Source organism: Prevotella sp. 20925_1_30 (genome assembly GCF_041433025.1).
Classification (GTDB): Bacteria; Bacteroidota; Bacteroidia; order Bacteroidales; family Bacteroidaceae; genus Prevotella; species Prevotella vespertina.
The window spans coordinates 76,959-94,706 of record NZ_JAPWAR010000004.1 but is presented as its reverse complement, the minus strand read 5'-3'; the positions used below and the strand labels follow the sequence as shown (position 1 = coordinate 94,706).

The following is a 17,748-nucleotide window of genomic DNA, read 5'->3' as shown; positions in this document are numbered from 1 at the left end:
GGTTACAAGTCCTGTCCTATATCTCTTCTAAAGTATTTATCCTTAAATTCAATCTTATTAGCCTCTTCGAAGCTCTTTTGTAACGCCTCTTCCTTGTTCTTACCATACGATGATACAGCAATCACGCGTCCTCCGTTCGTTACAATCTGTCCGTCTTTGAGGGCTGTTCCACTATGGAATACAACGGAATCAGCCACTTGGTCGAGTCCAGTAATTGGATAACCCTTCACGTACTCTTCGGGGTATCCACCGCTAACAAGCATTACACAGACAGCAGAACGGCTGTCGAACTCCACCTTGTATTGGTCAAGATTCCCCTTGGCAACGCCTTTGAAGAGGTCGACAATATCTGTCTTCAATCGTAGCATGACGCTTTCTGTCTCTGGATCACCCATTCGGCAGTTGTATTCAATTACCATTGGTTCACCATCAACATTGATAAGTCCGAAGAAGATAAAGCCCTTGTAATCTATATTTTCAGCCTTCAAGCCCTCAACAGTGGGGCGAATAATACGCTTCTCAACCTTTTCCATCCACTCTTTCGTTGCGAAAGGAACAGGCGTAACACTGCCCATACCACCCGTATTGAGCCCTGTGTCATGTTCACCAATACGTTTGTAGTCCTTCGCTTCAGGTAGTATTTGATAGTGAGAACCATCTGTTAAGACAAATACAGAGCATTCGATACCAGAGAGGAACTCCTCAATAACAACCTTAGCAGAGGCATTTCCGAACATACCATCAAGCATTTTGCGCAGTTCCTCCTTTGCTTCTGCAAGCGTAGGAACGATCAGTACGCCTTTACCAGCAGCCAATCCGTCAGCTTTCAGGACGTAAGGTGGCTTGAGCGTATCGAGGAATTGCAATCCTTCCTCAATGCTTGTACCATCGAAGGTGGCGTAAGCTGCGGTTGGAATGTTGTGCCGCTTCATGAAAGCCTTTGCAAAGTCTTTAGAGCCTTCAAGCACTGCACCAGCCTTTGAAGGACCGATGACAGGGATGTGAGCAGTACGTTTATCATCTTTGAAAGCGTCATATATGCCATTAACCAGTGGGTCTTCAGGTCCTACAACGACCATATCAACCTTCTGTTCGATGGTAAACTCCTTGAGACGTTCAAAGTCGTTTACACCGATAGAGACGTTTTCTCCAACTGCGCCAGTGCCTGCGTTGCCTGGAGCAATAAATAGTTTGCTACATTGTTTGCTTTGTGCAATCTTCCAAGCTAAGGCGTGTTCACGCCCTCCACTACCTAATAGTAATATTCTCATAAAGCCTTGTTACTTTTGCTTGAGGTTATCCTCAAAGTATTGTGTAATACGTTCGTGTAAGTGTACACTTTGATGTCCACGCATATTGTGAGGCTCTCCTGGATAGACAAAGAAGTCTGGTTGAGTGCCTGCAGCGATACATGCTTTCAAGAAAGAATATGCGTGTTGAGGGACTACGACAGGGTCATTTAGACCGATGATGATCTGTAGTTTGCCCTTGAGATCCTTAGCTTTCTGCAGGAGAGAAGTTTGTGCGTAACCCTCTGGGTTGGTCTGTGGTGTGTCCATATAACGCTCTCCGTACATCACTTCATACCATTTCCAATCAATGACAGGACCACCAGCAACACCCACTTTAAACACCTCTGGATAGTTAGTAATTAGTGATATCGTCATGAAACCACCGAATGACCAACCATGAACTCCTATGCGGTTCTTATCGACATAAGGTAATGATTGAAGATACTTAACACCCTCCATTTGGTCTTTCATCTCTTCTTGACCAAGGTGACGGAATGTTGCTTGCTCGAAGTCTTTGCCTCGGTGCTCACTACCACGATTGTCTAATATAAAGAGGAGATAGCCCTTTTGAGCCATGTAAGTCTCCCATCCACGTGAACCCCAGTTCCATGAAGCATCCACGTTGTGTGCATGTGGACCTCCATAGACGTATATCACGGTTGGATATTGCTTATTAGGATCAAAGTTAACAGGCTTTACCATGCGCCAATAGAGGTCTGTCTTGCCATCCGCCGCTTTGATAGTTCCATTGGAGTATTCCGGTACATTGTATCCCTTCCAGGGGTTAGGTGCGGTGAAATAATTGGTTCGCTGTGGGTTAGCACCTACTGCGATAATGTCATACTTACGTGGGACTGTTGGCTCACTATAGTTATCCAGCAACATACCACCATCTTTGCTTAATGTTGCGAAGTGGTAACCACGACCATTGTCAAGCAGTGTTCGTTTGCCAGTAGATACGTTCACAAGCCACGTATTACGCTGAATTGGGTTGCACTCGTTGGATACATAGACGATACTCTTTTGTTTCGTATTAAAGCCGAGCACGTCTATTACAACCCACTTACCGCTTGTGAGCTGCTTAATCTGCTGTCCCTCCTTATTAAATAGGTATATGTGGTTGTATCCATCCTTTTGACTTTGAAGGATGAACTCATTGTCGTTCCAAGGCAAGAAGACGATAGGGTGCGTTGGTTCTACGTACTTTGCATCTGTCTCTCGATACAGTTCTTTGAGCTTCTTACCCGTTGTTGCGTCATAAGAAACAAGTCGACAATCATTCTGATCACGATTGACTTCAAACATATAGATGGTTTTCTCGTCAGGACTCCATGCTATATTGGTAAAGTAACGATCGGTTGGATCACCTGCTTGAAGGTACAGAACCTTGCCAGTAGAGGCGTCATAGACACCGACAGTCACCTTATGTGAGGTCTCACCAGCCATAGGGTATCTAATAGGTGCAGCCTTTGCAGCACGTGACTCACCCTTTTCTGGTGTCCAATCAAGCTCTGGAATGTCAACAAGAGGATATGCACTAACCATGCTCTGATCCATGCGATAGAAGGCTAGACGATTACCTTTTGGACTCCAGAAGAGTCCCCCGTTGATACCAAACTCATCTCTGTGAACACTCTGACCATATACTATATCGCTTGAACCATCAGTCGTTAACTGATGCTCCTTACCATCCTTCTCGGTAACAAACAACTGATGATTACGCACGAAAGCGGTCATATCTTGTTCGTTCCGATCGCTTGCCTGTGTGTTAGAAGGGCGTGTGATTCGCTTTTCAAGTTTATGAGTCTTGAAGTTAACAAATAGGTCTTCTGTTCCATTCTTAACCATCACAACAGGACGATCAGGGTATGGAAATTCAGCTGAATAGAGGTGTCGTACAACCTCATTCGACTTCTCCAAGCCTGCCCAATGATTGATGTCATCGAGGCTGAAAAGGCTTGTCTCCTTACCAGTCTTACTATCAACAAGAGAGCAAGAGTTGAGGTCTTGTCTTACTAACTTGCCTCCCCACCACGTTAGATAACGTGCTTCTGGGCGCATGTTACGATAATTGGTACCACCGAAGTTAAGGTCTTCTAAGGTGAACTGACGCTGTGCCATACTTGGAGTAGGACGTAAAAGTCCCGTAAGAGCAACGAGCCCCACGAGACTAAGTAATGATTTAATCTTCATGTTTATACGTGTTTTTGCCACGGTAACCACCGCGCTTGTTAGATTTATCAAAGCGTTTCCCGCCAAACTTCCGATCGTCTTCCTGTCTGAAAGGACGTTTCCTATTGCGGTCTTCACCATCGAACTTAGGACGGCGAGTTGGGCGTTCGTCGCGGAACTTGCCACCACCAAATCTACCCTTGTCAAGGCTGTGGAATGTGAAAGAACGTATGTCCGCCTCAGCGTTCTCATCGTTCTCTTCAAGTCTCTTCTTAAACTCTCGCTCCTTTTTGAAGCGGTGTTTCTGTGCCATCTCACGCTTTTCTTCTTCGGTTTTGATGATTCCTCCGTCATGACGGAAGGTGCTCATCTTACCATCAAAGAGCTGATAACGACGGAACTCACACTCCAACGAGCCATTATATACAGGTATCTTAATACTTGGTTTGAGCCCTATTTGACGGAAGCACTCCTCTCTGTAAGACAATATCCACGCCTCATTACCCATAAACTGGTGCTTGAGTCGCTCTCCAATCATCTTATATGTGCCTAAAAGATTAGGTGTTGATATGCGTTCGCCATACGGGGGATTCATCACAATAATGCTCTTCTCCTTTGGTTGAGAGAAGTCCTTAAAGTCTTGCTGTTCGATAGTTATATCACGAGAGAAGCCTGCAGCAGCTACATTCATGCGTGCCGTATTGACCGCCTTCATGTCTGTATCATATCCAAAGATGTGATGTTTGAACTCACGTTCTTGTGAGTCATCGTTGTAAATCATATCGAATAGCTCCTGATCAAAGTCTGGCCACTTCTCAAAGGCGAACTCTTTTCGGAATACACCAGGCGATATGTTGCGTGCAATTAACGCTGCCTCGATAGGCAAAGTGCCTGATCCACACATTGGATCAATAAAGTCTGTCTCGCCTTGCCAACCAGTCATTAGAATCATACCAGCGGCTAACACCTCATTTAAAGGAGCCTCAACGCTCTCTTGACGATAGCCACGGCGGTGTAGAGACTCACCACTAGAATCGAGCGAAAGAGTGGCATTGTCTTCTGCAACATGTATATTCAATCGAATGTCTGGATTGCTTACTGAGATGTTAGGACGTGTACCCGTTCGCTCTCTAAACTGGTCTACGATGGCATCTTTCACCTTATAAGTAACAAAGCGAGAATTGGTGAACTCTTCGGAATAAACTACTGAATCGACAGAGAAAGTCTTACCTTCTTGGATGTATTGACTCCAATCGATCTTACGCACCTCATCGTACATGTCCTCTGCACTACGCGCCTTGAAATGTGCGATAGGCTTAAGTATTCGGATGGCAGTGTGCAACTGGAAGTTGGCACGATACATAGTTTCTTTATTGCCCGTAAACGCTACCATGCGTCGACCAATTTGTACATTGTTAGCCCCGAGATCGGTTAACTCCTGTGCTAACACTTGTTCCAAGCCCATGAAGGTCTTAGCGATAAGTTCAAATTCTTGCATTATGTGTGATATAAATTATATACAATTAAAGTGCTGATAAGGGTTCTCTCTTATATTCCTCCACCATTATCAAAGTCGGTGTTAAGGATGTCTACTTTTGTTTGTTTATACTTCTTCGACTTCGGGCGCATATCTCTAGTCACCCAAACGTTGGCTCCTATGACGCAATCTCGCCCTATTGTAATACGTCCAAGGACGGTTGCATTGGCATAGACAACCACATTATCTCCGAGTATTGGATGTCTGGGAATACCCTTGATAGGCTTTCCATCCTTATCAAGAGGGAAACTTTTGGCTCCAAGTGTCACTCCCTGATACAGTTTAACATGGTTTCCAATGATACAAGTAGCCCCTATCACTACACCAGTTCCATGATCTATTGTGAAGTGAGAACCAATGCTTGCAGCAGGATGGATGTCTATTCCCGTCTCAGAATGCGCCATTTCTGTAATCATACGTGGGATGAGTGGAACGTTCTCAAGTACTAGCTCGTGTGCTAATCGATAGTTGATAATAGCTTTAACGGCTGGGTAACAAGAGATCACCTCGCCTTGGTTGCTTGCAGCAGGGTCTCCATCGAAAGCCGCCTGAATGTCTGTTGAAAGCGTCTTACGTAATGTTGGAAACTTCTCAATGATTCTTTCTGCTATCTTGTCAGCCTCCTCCTTCATACATACTCGCTTATCGGCGGCATTGGGGCAATGGCAATCTTCATTAAAGCAAAGCCCTGCCATGACCTGACGACTTAGTAGTTTATGCAGTTTCTCAACGCTCACTCCAATTTGATACTTTATAGTATCTGTGTTCACTGAAGACCTCCCGAAGAATCCTGGAAAGAGTATGGATCGAGCCAAACTGATAATTTCTTCCAGTTCAGAAGCCGATGGCAAGGGGTCACCATCACGATGTTCGTGGAAGAGACCTTGCAGGGCTTGAGGTTTCGAGAGCTCATTTATGGTGAGAATGAGCTGTTGGGTGATGTCCTGACTACTCATTTAACTGATGTATCAATATGTATTTACGTTGCAAAGATAGTCATTATTCTCGGATTTTTATGTGTTTGTTCGGGAAAAATATGGTAATTTTGCAGTTAGTATTAGTTGTTATTTAGGATAAAACTAACGTATTTTTAGAGCAAGGATAATTCTTTTTTAGATTACATTCAATGGTTAAGTTATCTTATATTAGACCTTTCGGTATCGTCTGCTTATTGTTTTCTTTGTTGCTGGTGAGTGTTCAGACTATTACTGCTAAGTCTTCCAAAGAGCCGAAACGTCACTTCGATGGCATCGATGTATCGCATCATCAGGGTAAAATTAACTGGTCGGAAGTTGCAAAGAACCGCCAGATTCAATTCGTATATATCAAAGCAACGCAGGGAACCACTATAAAGGATGAGTATTACGAACGCAATATTCGTGAGGCACGTAAGCATGGGTTGCGGTGCGGCTCCTACCATTATCTATCCTCAAAGACACCTATTCGTCAGCAATTTCGCCATTTCTATCGAATGATTAAGCGCTATTCTCAGGATCTCATACCGATGATTGACGTTGAACGAGAGGGTGTTCGAGGGTGGACACGCAAGCAAGTTCAAGACAGTGTAGCCGTCTTTTCGTGGTTAATAAAGAAGCATTACGGGAAGAGACCATTGATTTACTCGCAAGCAAACTTCTATAATTCGCACCTTGCGCCACGCTTTAATCAGAACTTCCTGTTCCTTGGTAAGTATAGTGCGGAGCGTCCTTCGATTAAGGGAGTAGGCCGACATAACATCTGGCAGTTTAGTGAACGGGGTAGAGTAAACGGCATCCGAGGCTTCGTCGACCTAGATCGTTTCATGTCAGGAACGTCACTTAGCAATATTCGCCTTTAGTTTGATTGACATTTATTGAGCGCTTTCTAAATAAATTATAAACTATCCGAAGGTTGCTAATGGGCTTCATTTTTATTTGTAATTTTGCCCTCCAATATGATAGATAAGTATAAGAATAATAGTTTAAGATAAAATTTAATAGTAGATGTATAAGTCATTTAGTAACAAGATAATTGCTTCTTTCAAGATAGCAATACTATCATTACCATTCCTAAGTATCGGTAGCTTGCATGCACAAGAGTTTCATGAGCAAACTCCCCTCACATTCCGTCCATTGCTGCAAGAGCTTGGAACGAATCTGATGAAGGGTAAGAAAGGGAGTATCGTGGCACTTGATCCAGCCACAGGAGAGGTCCTTTGCATGGTAACCAATTCTCCCGATGGTCCTAATGACGGCTTAGCTATAGCCACAGCTTACCCTCCTGGCTCCACAATTAAGCCTGCTCAAGCCTTGATTTACTTATCGGAAGGATTGGTAAAGAGCGATACCAAGATTGCTTGTCACGATGGTTTCCGTGACGGAAACATAAAGGTGAAGTGTCATCACCATTACTCCCCAGAGCCTTTAATAGGTGCTTTAGCGGTCTCATGTAACACTTGGTTCCTCAAGTCCTACCTCTCCATGATAGGCAACACACAGAAGTATGGCTCTAAAGATGAGGCTGTTACGGTGTGGCGCGATTACTTAGTTAGTATGGGATTAGGCGGTCCTTTGGGTATAGATATGCCTGGCGAACGAGGCGGACTGGTAGCGAATGTGAACTACCTAACGCGTCGTTACAAGACAGGTTGGACTCCCAAGACCATCATGTGGGCTGGTATGGGGCAAGGAGACATCACTGTTACGCCTCTTCAACTGTGTAACCTCGCAGCCACAATAGCCAATCGTGGGTTCTTCTTCACCCCTCATATTCACAAAAACACGGATTATGTGCCCCTTCCTTCACGCTTCCTGACACCGCACCAAACTAAAGTTTCGGCTGCTGCTTACGGTCCTGTGATAGAAGGAATGCGTCAGGCTGTGACGAAGGGAACGGCTACAATATTGAATGGAACAACCTATCCTGTCTGTGGAAAGACAGGTACTGCGGAGAACGCAGGCAAAGATCACTCTGCATTCATTGGTTTTGCACCGATGAATCATCCGAAGATTGCCATCGCCGTGTACGTTGAGCATGGTGGTTTCGGTGCTGATGTGGCTGCTCCGATAGCTGGTCTTATCATGGAGAAGTACCTTAAAGGGAAACTTAGTCCTAAGTCATTAGCACTCGCAAAGAGGGTAGAGAAGATACAAACTATCACTCAGTAAGAGACTGAAGAATAGGTGGTTATGTGCCTATTCATCCTCCTCTCAAAACAAAGAGGGCGTTCCGTCATAGTAAGGAAAGGCTCTCTTCACGATGAAGAAACGCCCTTCTCACATGGAGAAGGGCGTTTCTTTATTCGCTAAAGAAAGCTTTTATTTCTTCTAAATGCTTTGTTGCAACCTTTCTGCCATGCTCGTATGTGGCTTGCATATCGTCTGGGTTGTGTGAAAGATGCCCTATGGTTAGGGCTGCCTCGGGGCGTAAAACGAGTGTGTTGGACTTCTTTTCCTCTTGACGAACATACTCTAACTGGTTGTTATACATGATATGTCGCTGTTCTAAAGCACGTATGATACGAGGGTGGCGACGCAACCAAAGGCGCATAAGAGGCATGAGTTTGTTAGGTTCCTTCACGTAGTTAGCTGGTTGAGTGAGCACAACTAGGTTGCGATCGTAGCCTTGCTCTTGGAAAAAACGCAATGGGATGGAGTCGGCAATACCACCATCTAAGAGTTTCTTGCCCTCTACTGTAACGATACGAGCGGCTATCGGCATCGAAGCAGACGCCCGAATGTATTCGAGACAGTTGTTATCCACTTCCATCAAACGCTTATATACCGCCTTGCCAGTGCCTACGTTCGTGCAAACTGCCCAAAACTCCATAGGGTTATTATTGAATGTCTCAACATCAAAATAATCTAGATGACGAGGCATATAATGGTAAGCATACTCGCCACCAAAGTAGTCTCCGGTGGTTAGAAGCGAACGGAAGGAGGCGTAACGCCAGTCATGTGCTAACTTCTTATTATACCTTATGACGCGTCCAGGCTGTTTCGACTTAATGTTACAACCAAAGGCTGCACCAGCAGAAACACCTATAACGCCATCTGGTAATAGGTTGTTTTCCATGAGAATATCTATTACACCAGCGGAGAAAAGCCCACGCATGGCTCCTCCTTCAAGTACTAGTCCCTTCTTCATTGCCATTATCTTTAGTTGATCTTATAACTTATAAGGTTGCTCCTCAACGATACCTTATAAAGGTAGAGAGCCTTGCAAAGGTATATAAAAATAGACTAATAACAGGCAAGGGAAACCTTAATAATGCTTTTTTAGTTGGTTTTAAAGGACAAAGAGAAAGGTGAGAGAAGAACCTACAGATAGGTTGCAACTCTCACCTTTGATGGTTTTCTATGTTTGAAATATGCGCTTACAAATTAATAAGCATGGTCATCCTCTGTTATTTCTTGTCTATCGATAGCCTTCTTATCAATGGCTCTCCAAGCATAAACAATGTATGCCAAGACGAATGGAACGAGGAAACTTACGTAGAACATAGCCTTGAGTGTGAACTCACTTGATGAGCTGTTTTGAATGGTCAAAGAACTCTGTAAGTCGGCAGTAGAGGGATAGTAAGCTGTGTTGTTCCATCCTGCAATGAGGAAGAGAACCAATACCACACATACAACTCCTATACCTGCAGGCCATATACCACGCACATAATTGGGTTTAAGGATGGTCTTGATGATTCCAAAAAGAAGTAGGATAACACCCACGAGAAGGATAATAGCCAATGGCCACATCGTTAGTAGGTTATTAAAATACTTCATTGGTTCCATGACGATAGTACCTGCTTCATTTACCGCATAGCCCTCGCTGAACAAAGTAACAATGAGGAAAGGTAAGAAGAAGAGCAAGAATAGAATGGTATTAACCAATAACTGCTTGCGAACACGGGTACGGATTGTATCGTCGTTCACATTATTATTAATGTAGAGCGTACCCAGGATGCGTGCTAAGAACACCACCGCAATACCAAAGATGACTACCCAAGGATTGAGCAAGACGTCAAGTCCACGTGAACCATTAGCCCAATGAGAGATAACGGGTTGCATACTATTGGTGATGTTAGCCTTTTCAACGATGAAGTTAGAGCCTGTGAAGAAGGTTGCAACAGCTCCGCCTAAGAGCAACGGACCAAGAATACCATTGATGATAAGGCATGTTTGGAATGTACGAACACCAAAGATGTTACCCGCCTTGTTCTGAAATTCATAGCTAATAGCCTGTATGATGAATGTAAACAGGATTAGTAACCATATCCAATAAGCACTTCCAAAGCTCGTACTATAGAACAATGGGAATGAAGCAAAGAATGCCCCGCCGAATGTAACAAGTGTTGTAAAGGTGAACTCCCACTTACGTCCAGTGGAGTTAATCAACATTCTGCGGTCGTCAGGAGTCTTTCCTAACTGGAAGATCATCGAGTTAGCGCCTTGTACGAATAGTAAGAATACAAGCAACGCACCCAATAGTGAGATGATAAACCACCAATAGTTTTGTAGGAAATAATATGTCATAGAGCTGGTCCTTTCTTTATTTGCTTACACATAATACTAATCTCTACGGTTAACATAGCCGTAAATAACACAAGAAAGAGGAAGAAGGTGAAGGCGATACCACCACTTGACAGGTCACTAACAGCAGCCCAAGTAGGTAGCATATCTTGTATTGTCCAAGGTTGACGACCAAACTCGGCAACAAGCCAACCACTCTCACTTGCAATGTAAGCGAGCGGTATCAATGCTAGTCCCAGATATTGTAACCAACGTGGACGAGTAATGTCTTTCCTATAAAGAATGAATAACATTAGAGCAAAGACAAGGATGAATAAACAGCCAAGACCTACCATTGTGCGGAATGCCCAGAAGTTAATTGGGATGTAAGGTACCAGTTGATTAGCATCTTTGATATAGCCATAACCAAAGTATTTCATATCACTATCAAGGATCTTCTTATTGGTCTCCTTGTTCTTTCCTGCACGATAGTCTTTGAGTGCTTGAATGGCTCTCTTGCCTCTTTCTTGCTTCTCTTTCAAGGATGGTTCTTTGGTTCCATCTGCCTTAGTATAGCCCTTGATAATGTCTCGAACACCAGGTACATAGCCAGTAGTAGACTTAGTTGCGAGGATTGATAACATATTGGGAACTGCCACACGCATAGGTGGTTCAGACTCATTCATATAGTCTGGTTGGCTAAAAGGATTGACCATTGCAATACCAGTAAGGCTCTGGCTATTGCCTCCCTCATACAATGCTTCCATTGCAGCGAGCTTCATTGGCTGTGTTTGAGCTACCATGTAAGCAGACTCATGACCTGTAGATGCTGCTAAGAGAGAGGCTACTAAACCAACAATAGAACCTATCTTGATACTTTGCTTAGCGAGTTCCACGTGGCGTTTACGCAATAGATACCAGCAACTTACACCGACTGTGAAGGCTGCACCAAGTACCCAAGCAGAGGTGACTGTATGGGTGAACTTATCTATAGCAAACGGACTCAAGGCTACGTCCAAGAATGAGGTCATCTCGTTACGCATCGTCTCTGGGTTGAAAGTACAGCCTATTGGATATTGCATCCAAGCGTTGGCAACAAGAATCCACCATGCTGATAACGTTGCACCTAAGCCTGTTAACCATGTCGAAGCGAGGTGAAAACCAGCAGAGACCTTCGACCATCCGAAGAACATAACAGCAACGAATGTGGACTCCATAAAGAACGCTAAGATTCCTTCTATTGCTAGTGGAGCACCGAAGATGTCGCCAACAAACCAAGAGTAATTACTCCAGTTAGTACCAAACTCGAACTCTAGTATGATACCAGTAGCCACTCCCATGGCAAAGTTAATACCAAAGAGTCGCTGCCAAAACTGGGCTGCTGAGCGCCAAAACTCCTTACGCGTACGGTAATAACAGGTCTCCATAATACCCATAATGACAGCTAATCCTAGTGTCAAAGGGACGAATAACCAGTGATAGATGGCTGTCAGTGCGAACTGCGCACGCGACCAGTCAACTGTTCCTGGGTCAATGGTTAAGAGTAGGTTTTCCATTGTTTCTCTGTTAATTATTAATTGTTTTGAATTGAAATAAATGTCATTTGGGTTAAAAACAAGCTACTTGAATAGTCGTTGTAACTAACGTTTCAAAAGCTGTTGCTCAACAAAGTCACCTTCTTTACCAGGCTTTGTTCTTTGTTTTAAGTAGTTTGGAAAGAAGAAAACTTTAAGCACTAAGAAGATAATGACTAGCTTAACTATAATCACCATCCATAATGTCTTGCCTAAAGTCATGTGCTTGAAGCCATCATAATAGAGGTCATATGCACGATAAAAAAAGCTCTTCTTTGTCACGATGAAATGTTTTCTTACTTTGTATTTAATACAGATAATGGTTGCAAAGATAGTTATTTATTTCTAAAGTTGTCCTATACTTCCTTAAAAATAGGTGTTTTTTTTTTATTTAAGGATTAACATACTCTATTTGACAAGTAAGTCATTTAAAAAGGTTATATTTGCATTCTCCAATTTAAAAGTGTAACAATTATAAATGAGAAGACTATTTACTTGTGTACTAGTACTCTGTACTTTCCACAGCACCTATGCGCAGAATGTGTTGTCATTAGCCCAATGTAGAGAGTTAGCTTTGCAGAACAATCGACAGTTGAAGATATCTAAGATGACTGCAGATGTTGCTGAGAACACACATAAAGCGGCTAAAACTAAATACCTTCCAAGAGTAGATGGGCTTGCAGGATATCAACATTTCTCACGCGAAGTGTCGATTTTGAATGGTAAACAGAAGTCTGCTCTTACCAACATCGGAACTAATTCTGTAGGGCAGTTGGGTAATCAACTAGGTCAGAGCTTAAGTTCTCTTGCACAGCAGGGGATTATTAGTCAACAGACAGCACAACAGTTAGGTCAGGTACTGAATAGCATTGCTTCTCCATTAACGCAGGCTGCCAATAATATTGGAACAACCGTCACTGACGCTTTCCGAACCAATACTAGGAATGTTTATGCAGGTGGTGTTATTGTCAGTCAACCTATTTATATGGGTGGAGCCATTAAAGCCGCTAATGACATGGCAGCCCTTGGTGAGCAGGTAGCACAGAACAATATCGAATTGAAAAGACAGCTTGTTCTATATGGTGTTGATAATGCTTACTGGCTGGCAGTATCGCTCAAGAAGAAGCAAACACTTGCTCTTCAATATCGCAACTTAGCACAGAAACTGGATGATGATGTCAAGAAGATGATTAACGAAGGGGTAGCTACAAGGGCTGATGGATTGAAAGTTGACGTTGTAGTTAACACTGCCGACTTACAGTTAGCACGTATTCAAAGCGGTGTATCACTTGCTAAGATGGCATTGTGTGAACTATGTGGTATTGGTCTAGATGGGGATATTCTATTAGCTGATGAAGGAGATGCTGATATTCTAGCAACGCCTTCCTCTCAACTTGATAATCGTTTAAATGCAGCCTCAGATAGTGCCACTATCACTAAAGCACGCCCCGAACTGCGTTTATTACAGAATGCTGTTGACATCAGTAAGCAGAACACCAAACTCGTAACAGCGCTCTATCTCCCTCACATCTTACTAACAGGTGGATACTCAGTGATGAATCCTAACGTCTTTAATGGGTTTCAGAATCGTTTTTCGGGAGTATGGAATATTGGTGTAACAGTGCAGATGCCGCTATGGACATGGGGTGCGAATCGGTATAAGATATGTGCTAGTAAGACGGCAACGAGTATAGCACAAATGGAATTAAATGACGCTCATAAGAAGATAGAACTTGATATTGAACAGAGTCGTCTACGGCTCAGAGATGCCAATAAGGAGCTTGCCACAGCACGAAAGAATATGTCTGCAGCAGATGAGAATCTACGTTGTGCGAATGTTGGTTTTCGAGAAGGTGTGATGACAGTAACTGATGTTATGACGGCTCAAACAGCCTGGCAGATAGCCCGCACAGCGATAATTGATGCAGAGATAGCTGTTAAGTTAGCACAAACGAGTGTTCAGAAAGCTATCGGAGAGCTATAATATATAGAGGTGAAAATAGGTTCTTTAAAATTAAAACAACAATATTTATGTCAGCAAAATCACAACATAATAATATCCTTCTAGCTGTTTTAGGCTTTGTTAGTGTGGTTATCATCGTTGCAGTGATTGGTTATTTCACGATTGATCGCAGCCCCGAAATTATCCAGGGAGAGGTTGAAGTGAGTGAATATCGTGTAGCTTGTAAGCTACCAGGACGTGTAACTGAACTCTTAGTAAAGGAAGGTGACCATGTTCATAAGGGTGATATCCTAGCAAAACTGGCTATTCCTGAAGCCAACGCACAGGAGAAAGTGGCTGAAGCAACCGCTGGTGCGACCGATGCCTTGAGTGCTTTAGCCGAGGCTCCAACACGTCGTGAGGCTGTTGAAAGTGCTTATCAGGTTTATCAACAGGCTATTGCTGCGAACGGAATAGCCGAAAAGACCTATGGACGTATGCAACGACTCTTCGACGAGGGAGTAATGAGTGCACAGAAGCGTGACGAGGCGAAGGCTGCCTTTGAAGCAACTCAAGCAGGTGTACAAGTCGCTAAGTCGCAATGGGAACTAGCCAAGAGTGGGGCACGAGAGGAGGCAAAGTTGGCTGCAAAGAAGCAGGCTCAGGCAGCTCGCTCGGCTGTTGATGTGGTTCGTTCAGTACTCAAAGAGACTGTTCAACGTGCAACAGCTGATGGCGAAGTAGAGACCATCTATCCTAAAGTGGGCGAACTCGTTGGATTTGGCAGTCCTATCATGAGCATCTCAATGGTCAATGATATATGGGGTACCTTCAATGTTCGTGAGGATCAATTAAAGGACATGAAGGTTGGAACTAAGTTCAAGGTGTTTGTCCCAGCACTTGATAGACAGATAGAAATGCAGGTTACCTCACTCAAAGACCAAGGTTCTTACGCTGTGTGGAAAGCTACGAAGAGCAGTGGACAATACGACTTAAAGACCTTCCAAGTAAAGGCTCGTCCAGTGCAGAAAGTCGATGGTTTAAAACCTGGTATGTCGTTGATTATTAAATAAGGAAGAGTTTTTTTCTTTTTATAATGAAGTTATCATTCAACATAAAATCGTTTTTCAATTCTCTTGGTAAGGGTGTGCAAAGACTTCTCGCACTCTCTTCTCGGGAAGTGGGATTGATGGTTCATAACCCAATCTACATCTGTTGTATGGTTGTTTTCCCATTAGTTACCATCATCTTCTTCACTTCCTTAATGCATGAAGGGCAACCCGAAAAGTTGCCATGTGGCGTTGTTGACAATGATAACACATCCACCACACGTGCCTTAATACGTCAGTTAGATGCCTTCCAAAGTACACATGTAGTTGCTCATTACAATAGCGTTGCCGAGGCGAGACAAGCTATTCAACGCAACGAGATATATGGTTTCCTTTATATTCCAGCAGGAACTACAGCCGAACTCATCGCTCAACGCCAGCCACATGTATCTCTTTATTATAGTAATGTGACGCTTGTTGCAGGTGGAATGTTATACAAGGATATGAAGACAGTGACCGCTCTTGGGTCGGCAGCAATGGGTGCGGCAAAGCTCCAAATGCTTGGTAAAACACCTAAAGAGATTAAGGAGTTCATACAGCCGATAGCCTTAGATGTTCACATGATAGGCAACCCGTGGATGAGTTATAACATATATTTAACGAGTATCATGGTACCTGGTATCCTCGTGTTATTTATGTTACTCATCACCGTCTATTCGATAGGAACAGAGTTAAAGTTTGGTAGGGCGCACCAATGGATGCAGCTAGCTAATAACAACATCATGCTTGCTGTCACAGGAAAACTTCTCCCTCAAACGTTGATATTCTTAACTATCTTCCTCGGATATGAGTGGTATGTCTATGGCTACCTGGACTTCCCTCACCCTGGAGGATTGCACATGATCATCCTAATGGCAGTGCTTACTGTCCTCTCATCGCAGGGCTTTGGCGTCTTTGTCTTTGGTCTTATCCCTTCCTTACGCATGTCTATGAGCGTTTGTTCATTGTGGGCTGTCGTTGGTTTCTCAGCCTGTGGAGCTACCTTCCCACTCTTTGCTATGGATGGAATGATAGAGTCTCTGGCACAGATCATACCACTTCGTCATTACTATATGGTTTATCAGCTTTGCGTCTTCAATGGCTTCCCTCTTGTCGAGGCGTGGGTTAATGTGATGGCTCTAGTAGCCTTTGCGGTCTCTCCCATACTTGTTCTATGGAACTTGAAACGTGCTATGCTGGAATATGTTTATATACCATAACTGATTGAACATATCCTTTGCTTGAAAGGAATAAATGCTGATAATTATCTATGTCGAATAATAATAAAACAAGATTCACACTGAGAGAAGTACTCAAGCAACCACTTGACTTCCTTTCATCTATCTGTTATATCTGGTGGTTGGAATTGAAGAGTACGGTGAAAGATGAGGGTGTGTTAATATTCTTCTTACTAGTTCCTCTTGCTTATCCGCTGCTTTATTCGTGGATTTATAACAATGAGGTGGTGCGTGATGTGCCTGTCGCTATTGTCGACTTATCGCACACTGCCTCTTCAAGGGAGTTCATTCGTGACTTCGATGCAGCCCCTGATGTGAAGGCTGCATACTATTGTAATAGTCTAGATGAGGCTAAGAACCTTGTTGGTAAGCAGGCAGTTCACGGCGTATTATACTTTCCTTCTAACTTTGATGAGACCTTGAATAGGGGGGAACAAGCACATGTTGGGGTCTATTGTGATATGAGTTTGATGTTAACCTATAAGGCTATCTATCAAACCGCACAAGCTGTTGCACTCGAGATGGGGGCTAACAAAGTGAAAACTCACTCTTTCTCATTCACAAAAAGGGATGAGGAGTTGACTACGGAACCCATGATTGTTGACGCAGAACCCATCTTTAACACTACAGGTGGCTATGGTAACGCTATCTTACCAGGCGTTTTAATCCTCATCTTACAGCAGACTTTGCTCTTAGGAATAGGCTTATCGGCTGGTACAGCACGTGAGAACAATCGCTTCCAGGACCTTGTTCCAATCGGAAAGCACTATGATGGAATCCTAAAAATAGTCTTCGGCAAGTCGTTCTGTTACTTTATGGTCTATTGCGTGATGGCTGCTTACGTCACAATGGCAGTCCCGCACTTCTTCAGCTTTACGATGTTAGCACGCCCAACTGACCTCTTTTGGCTCTTAATACCCTACTTGCTTGCTGTGATCTTCTTTGGTATGACCCTCTCATGTCTTGTTCGCTATCGTGAAAACGTCATGCTCCTTGTGGTCTTTACGTCCATTCCTTTCCTATTCTTAACAGGTGCTTCTTGGCCTCAAAGTAGTATTCCAGGGATATGGCAGGGCTTCAGTTGGATCATTCCGTCCACCTTTGGCGTTCGTGGCTATCTACGAATAGCATCAATGGGAGGCACTATTAATGACATTCTCCCTGAAGTGAGAGCGTTGTGGATACAGGCTACTATCTATTTCTTCACTACTTGTTTCGTTTATAGATATCAGATTATCAGTGCTCGTAAGCACGCTATTTCGCATTATCAGATGATACAAGATAAGATTAAGAAAGAGCGTCAGAAGAAAGGTCAGAATTAATCTTCTGTATAGGAGTAAACAATGGTTTGTTTCCTATACTATCATTTTTTAAAAGACAGGAGATTGCTTCCTGCTATCAAGAAGAGCCTTTCCTTGCTAGAAG

General features: G+C 43.5%; 14 protein-coding genes. 6 read left to right on the top strand and 8 right to left on the bottom strand.

What is annotated here, in order from left to right; all coding sequences use genetic code 11:
* Positions 1-2: 2 nt before the first annotated feature.
* From purD to O3603_RS03040, 4 genes are read right to left on the bottom strand one after another with little or no spacing between them, the layout of a single operon-like run.
* The gene (purD, locus tag O3603_RS03055) at positions 3-1,271 is read right to left on the bottom strand and encodes a phosphoribosylamine--glycine ligase (RefSeq protein ID WP_371520449.1); all 1,269 of its coding nucleotides are present in this window, start codon (positions 1,269-1,271) and stop codon (positions 3-5) included.
* Between the two features lie 9 nt (positions 1,272-1,280).
* Entirely contained in the window at positions 1,281-3,485 is a 2,205-nt protein-coding gene (locus O3603_RS03050) for a DPP IV N-terminal domain-containing protein (RefSeq protein WP_371520447.1), read from the bottom strand.
* Complete coding sequence (locus O3603_RS03045; protein WP_371520444.1) at positions 3,475-4,962, bottom strand: class I SAM-dependent RNA methyltransferase; 1,488 nt, start codon at positions 4,960-4,962, stop codon at positions 3,475-3,477. The genes O3603_RS03050 and O3603_RS03045 overlap by 11 nt, the downstream gene beginning before the upstream one ends.
* Before the next feature lie 50 nt (positions 4,963-5,012).
* Positions 5,013-5,957: a serine O-acetyltransferase gene (locus tag O3603_RS03040; protein ID WP_371520441.1), complete on the bottom strand. Its 945-nt coding sequence runs from the start codon at positions 5,955-5,957 to the stop codon at positions 5,013-5,015.
* A gap of 170 nt (positions 5,958-6,127) precedes the next feature.
* Between O3603_RS03040 and O3603_RS03035 the strand changes: the two genes are divergently transcribed.
* Both O3603_RS03035 and O3603_RS03030 read left to right on the top strand, forming a co-directional pair.
* On the top strand, positions 6,128-6,838 hold the full coding sequence (locus O3603_RS03035; RefSeq protein ID WP_371520438.1) for a glycoside hydrolase family 25 protein: 711 nt from the start codon (positions 6,128-6,130) through the stop codon (positions 6,836-6,838).
* A gap of 145 nt (positions 6,839-6,983) precedes the next feature.
* A complete protein-coding gene (locus O3603_RS03030; RefSeq protein WP_371520435.1) occupies positions 6,984-8,147 on the top strand; it encodes a penicillin-binding transpeptidase domain-containing protein in 1,164 nt (387 codons plus the stop codon).
* A 130-nt stretch (positions 8,148-8,277) separates the two neighbouring features.
* Here the strand turns inward: O3603_RS03030 and O3603_RS03025 are convergent, their stop codons facing one another.
* The 4 genes from O3603_RS03025 to O3603_RS03010 form a co-directional block, all read right to left on the bottom strand.
* Positions 8,278-9,126: a patatin family protein gene (locus O3603_RS03025; protein ID WP_314517545.1), complete on the bottom strand. Its 849-nt coding sequence runs from the start codon at positions 9,124-9,126 to the stop codon at positions 8,278-8,280.
* 236 nt (positions 9,127-9,362) lie between these two features.
* Positions 9,363-10,505, bottom strand: a complete 1,143-nt coding sequence (locus tag O3603_RS03020; protein WP_371520431.1) for a cytochrome d ubiquinol oxidase subunit II — start codon at positions 10,503-10,505, stop codon at positions 9,363-9,365.
* Complete coding sequence (locus O3603_RS03015) at positions 10,502-12,037, bottom strand: cytochrome ubiquinol oxidase subunit I (protein WP_009435917.1); 1,536 nt, start codon at positions 12,035-12,037, stop codon at positions 10,502-10,504. Before O3603_RS03015 ends, O3603_RS03020 begins: the two co-directional genes overlap by 4 nt.
* A gap of 84 nt (positions 12,038-12,121) precedes the next feature.
* Complete coding sequence (locus O3603_RS03010; protein WP_009435948.1) at positions 12,122-12,337, bottom strand: DUF4492 domain-containing protein; 216 nt, start codon at positions 12,335-12,337, stop codon at positions 12,122-12,124.
* Between the two features lie 196 nt (positions 12,338-12,533).
* On the opposite strand from O3603_RS03010, the gene O3603_RS03005 reads away from it, so the two are divergent.
* From O3603_RS03005 to O3603_RS02990, 4 genes are read left to right on the top strand one after another with little or no spacing between them, the layout of a single operon-like run.
* A complete protein-coding gene (locus O3603_RS03005) occupies positions 12,534-14,039 on the top strand; it encodes a TolC family protein (protein WP_371520427.1) in 1,506 nt (501 codons plus the stop codon).
* 47 nt (positions 14,040-14,086) lie between these two features.
* Positions 14,087-15,070, top strand: a complete 984-nt coding sequence (locus O3603_RS03000) for an HlyD family secretion protein (protein WP_371520425.1) — start codon at positions 14,087-14,089, stop codon at positions 15,068-15,070.
* Between the two features lie 23 nt (positions 15,071-15,093).
* A complete protein-coding gene (locus tag O3603_RS02995; protein WP_371520422.1) occupies positions 15,094-16,305 on the top strand; it encodes an ABC transporter permease in 1,212 nt (403 codons plus the stop codon).
* Between the two features lie 50 nt (positions 16,306-16,355).
* On the top strand, positions 16,356-17,645 hold the full coding sequence (locus O3603_RS02990; RefSeq protein WP_371520420.1) for an ABC transporter permease: 1,290 nt from the start codon (positions 16,356-16,358) through the stop codon (positions 17,643-17,645).
* Positions 17,646-17,748: the final 103 nt, after the last annotated feature.

Bases quoted from the DNA above. Each gene is read 5' to 3' on its own strand.
- O3603_RS02990 (WP_371520420.1), top strand. From the start codon at position 16,356: ATGTCGAATAATAATAAAACAAGATTCACACTGAGAGAAGTACTCAAG.
- O3603_RS03015 (WP_009435917.1), bottom strand. From the start codon at position 12,037: ATGGAAAACCTACTCTTAACCATTGACCCAGGAACAGTTGACTGGTCG.
- O3603_RS03035 (WP_371520438.1), top strand. From the start codon at position 6,128: ATGGTTAAGTTATCTTATATTAGACCTTTCGGTATCGTCTGCTTATTG.
- O3603_RS02995 (WP_371520422.1), top strand. From the start codon at position 15,094: ATGAAGTTATCATTCAACATAAAATCGTTTTTCAATTCTCTTGGTAAG.
- O3603_RS03040 (WP_371520441.1), bottom strand. From the start codon at position 5,957: ATGAGTAGTCAGGACATCACCCAACAGCTCATTCTCACCATAAATGAG.
- O3603_RS03030 (WP_371520435.1), top strand. From the start codon at position 6,984: ATGTATAAGTCATTTAGTAACAAGATAATTGCTTCTTTCAAGATAGCA.
- purD (WP_371520449.1), bottom strand. From the start codon at position 1,271: ATGAGAATATTACTATTAGGTAGTGGAGGGCGTGAACACGCCTTAGCT.
- O3603_RS03000 (WP_371520425.1), top strand. From the start codon at position 14,087: ATGTCAGCAAAATCACAACATAATAATATCCTTCTAGCTGTTTTAGGC.
- O3603_RS03020 (WP_371520431.1), bottom strand. From the start codon at position 10,505: ATGACATATTATTTCCTACAAAACTATTGGTGGTTTATCATCTCACTA.
- O3603_RS03005 (WP_371520427.1), top strand. From the start codon at position 12,534: ATGAGAAGACTATTTACTTGTGTACTAGTACTCTGTACTTTCCACAGC.
- O3603_RS03025 (WP_314517545.1), bottom strand. From the start codon at position 9,126: ATGAAGAAGGGACTAGTACTTGAAGGAGGAGCCATGCGTGGGCTTTTC.
- O3603_RS03050 (WP_371520447.1), bottom strand. From the start codon at position 3,485: ATGAAGATTAAATCATTACTTAGTCTCGTGGGGCTCGTTGCTCTTACG.
- O3603_RS03045 (WP_371520444.1), bottom strand. From the start codon at position 4,962: ATGCAAGAATTTGAACTTATCGCTAAGACCTTCATGGGCTTGGAACAA.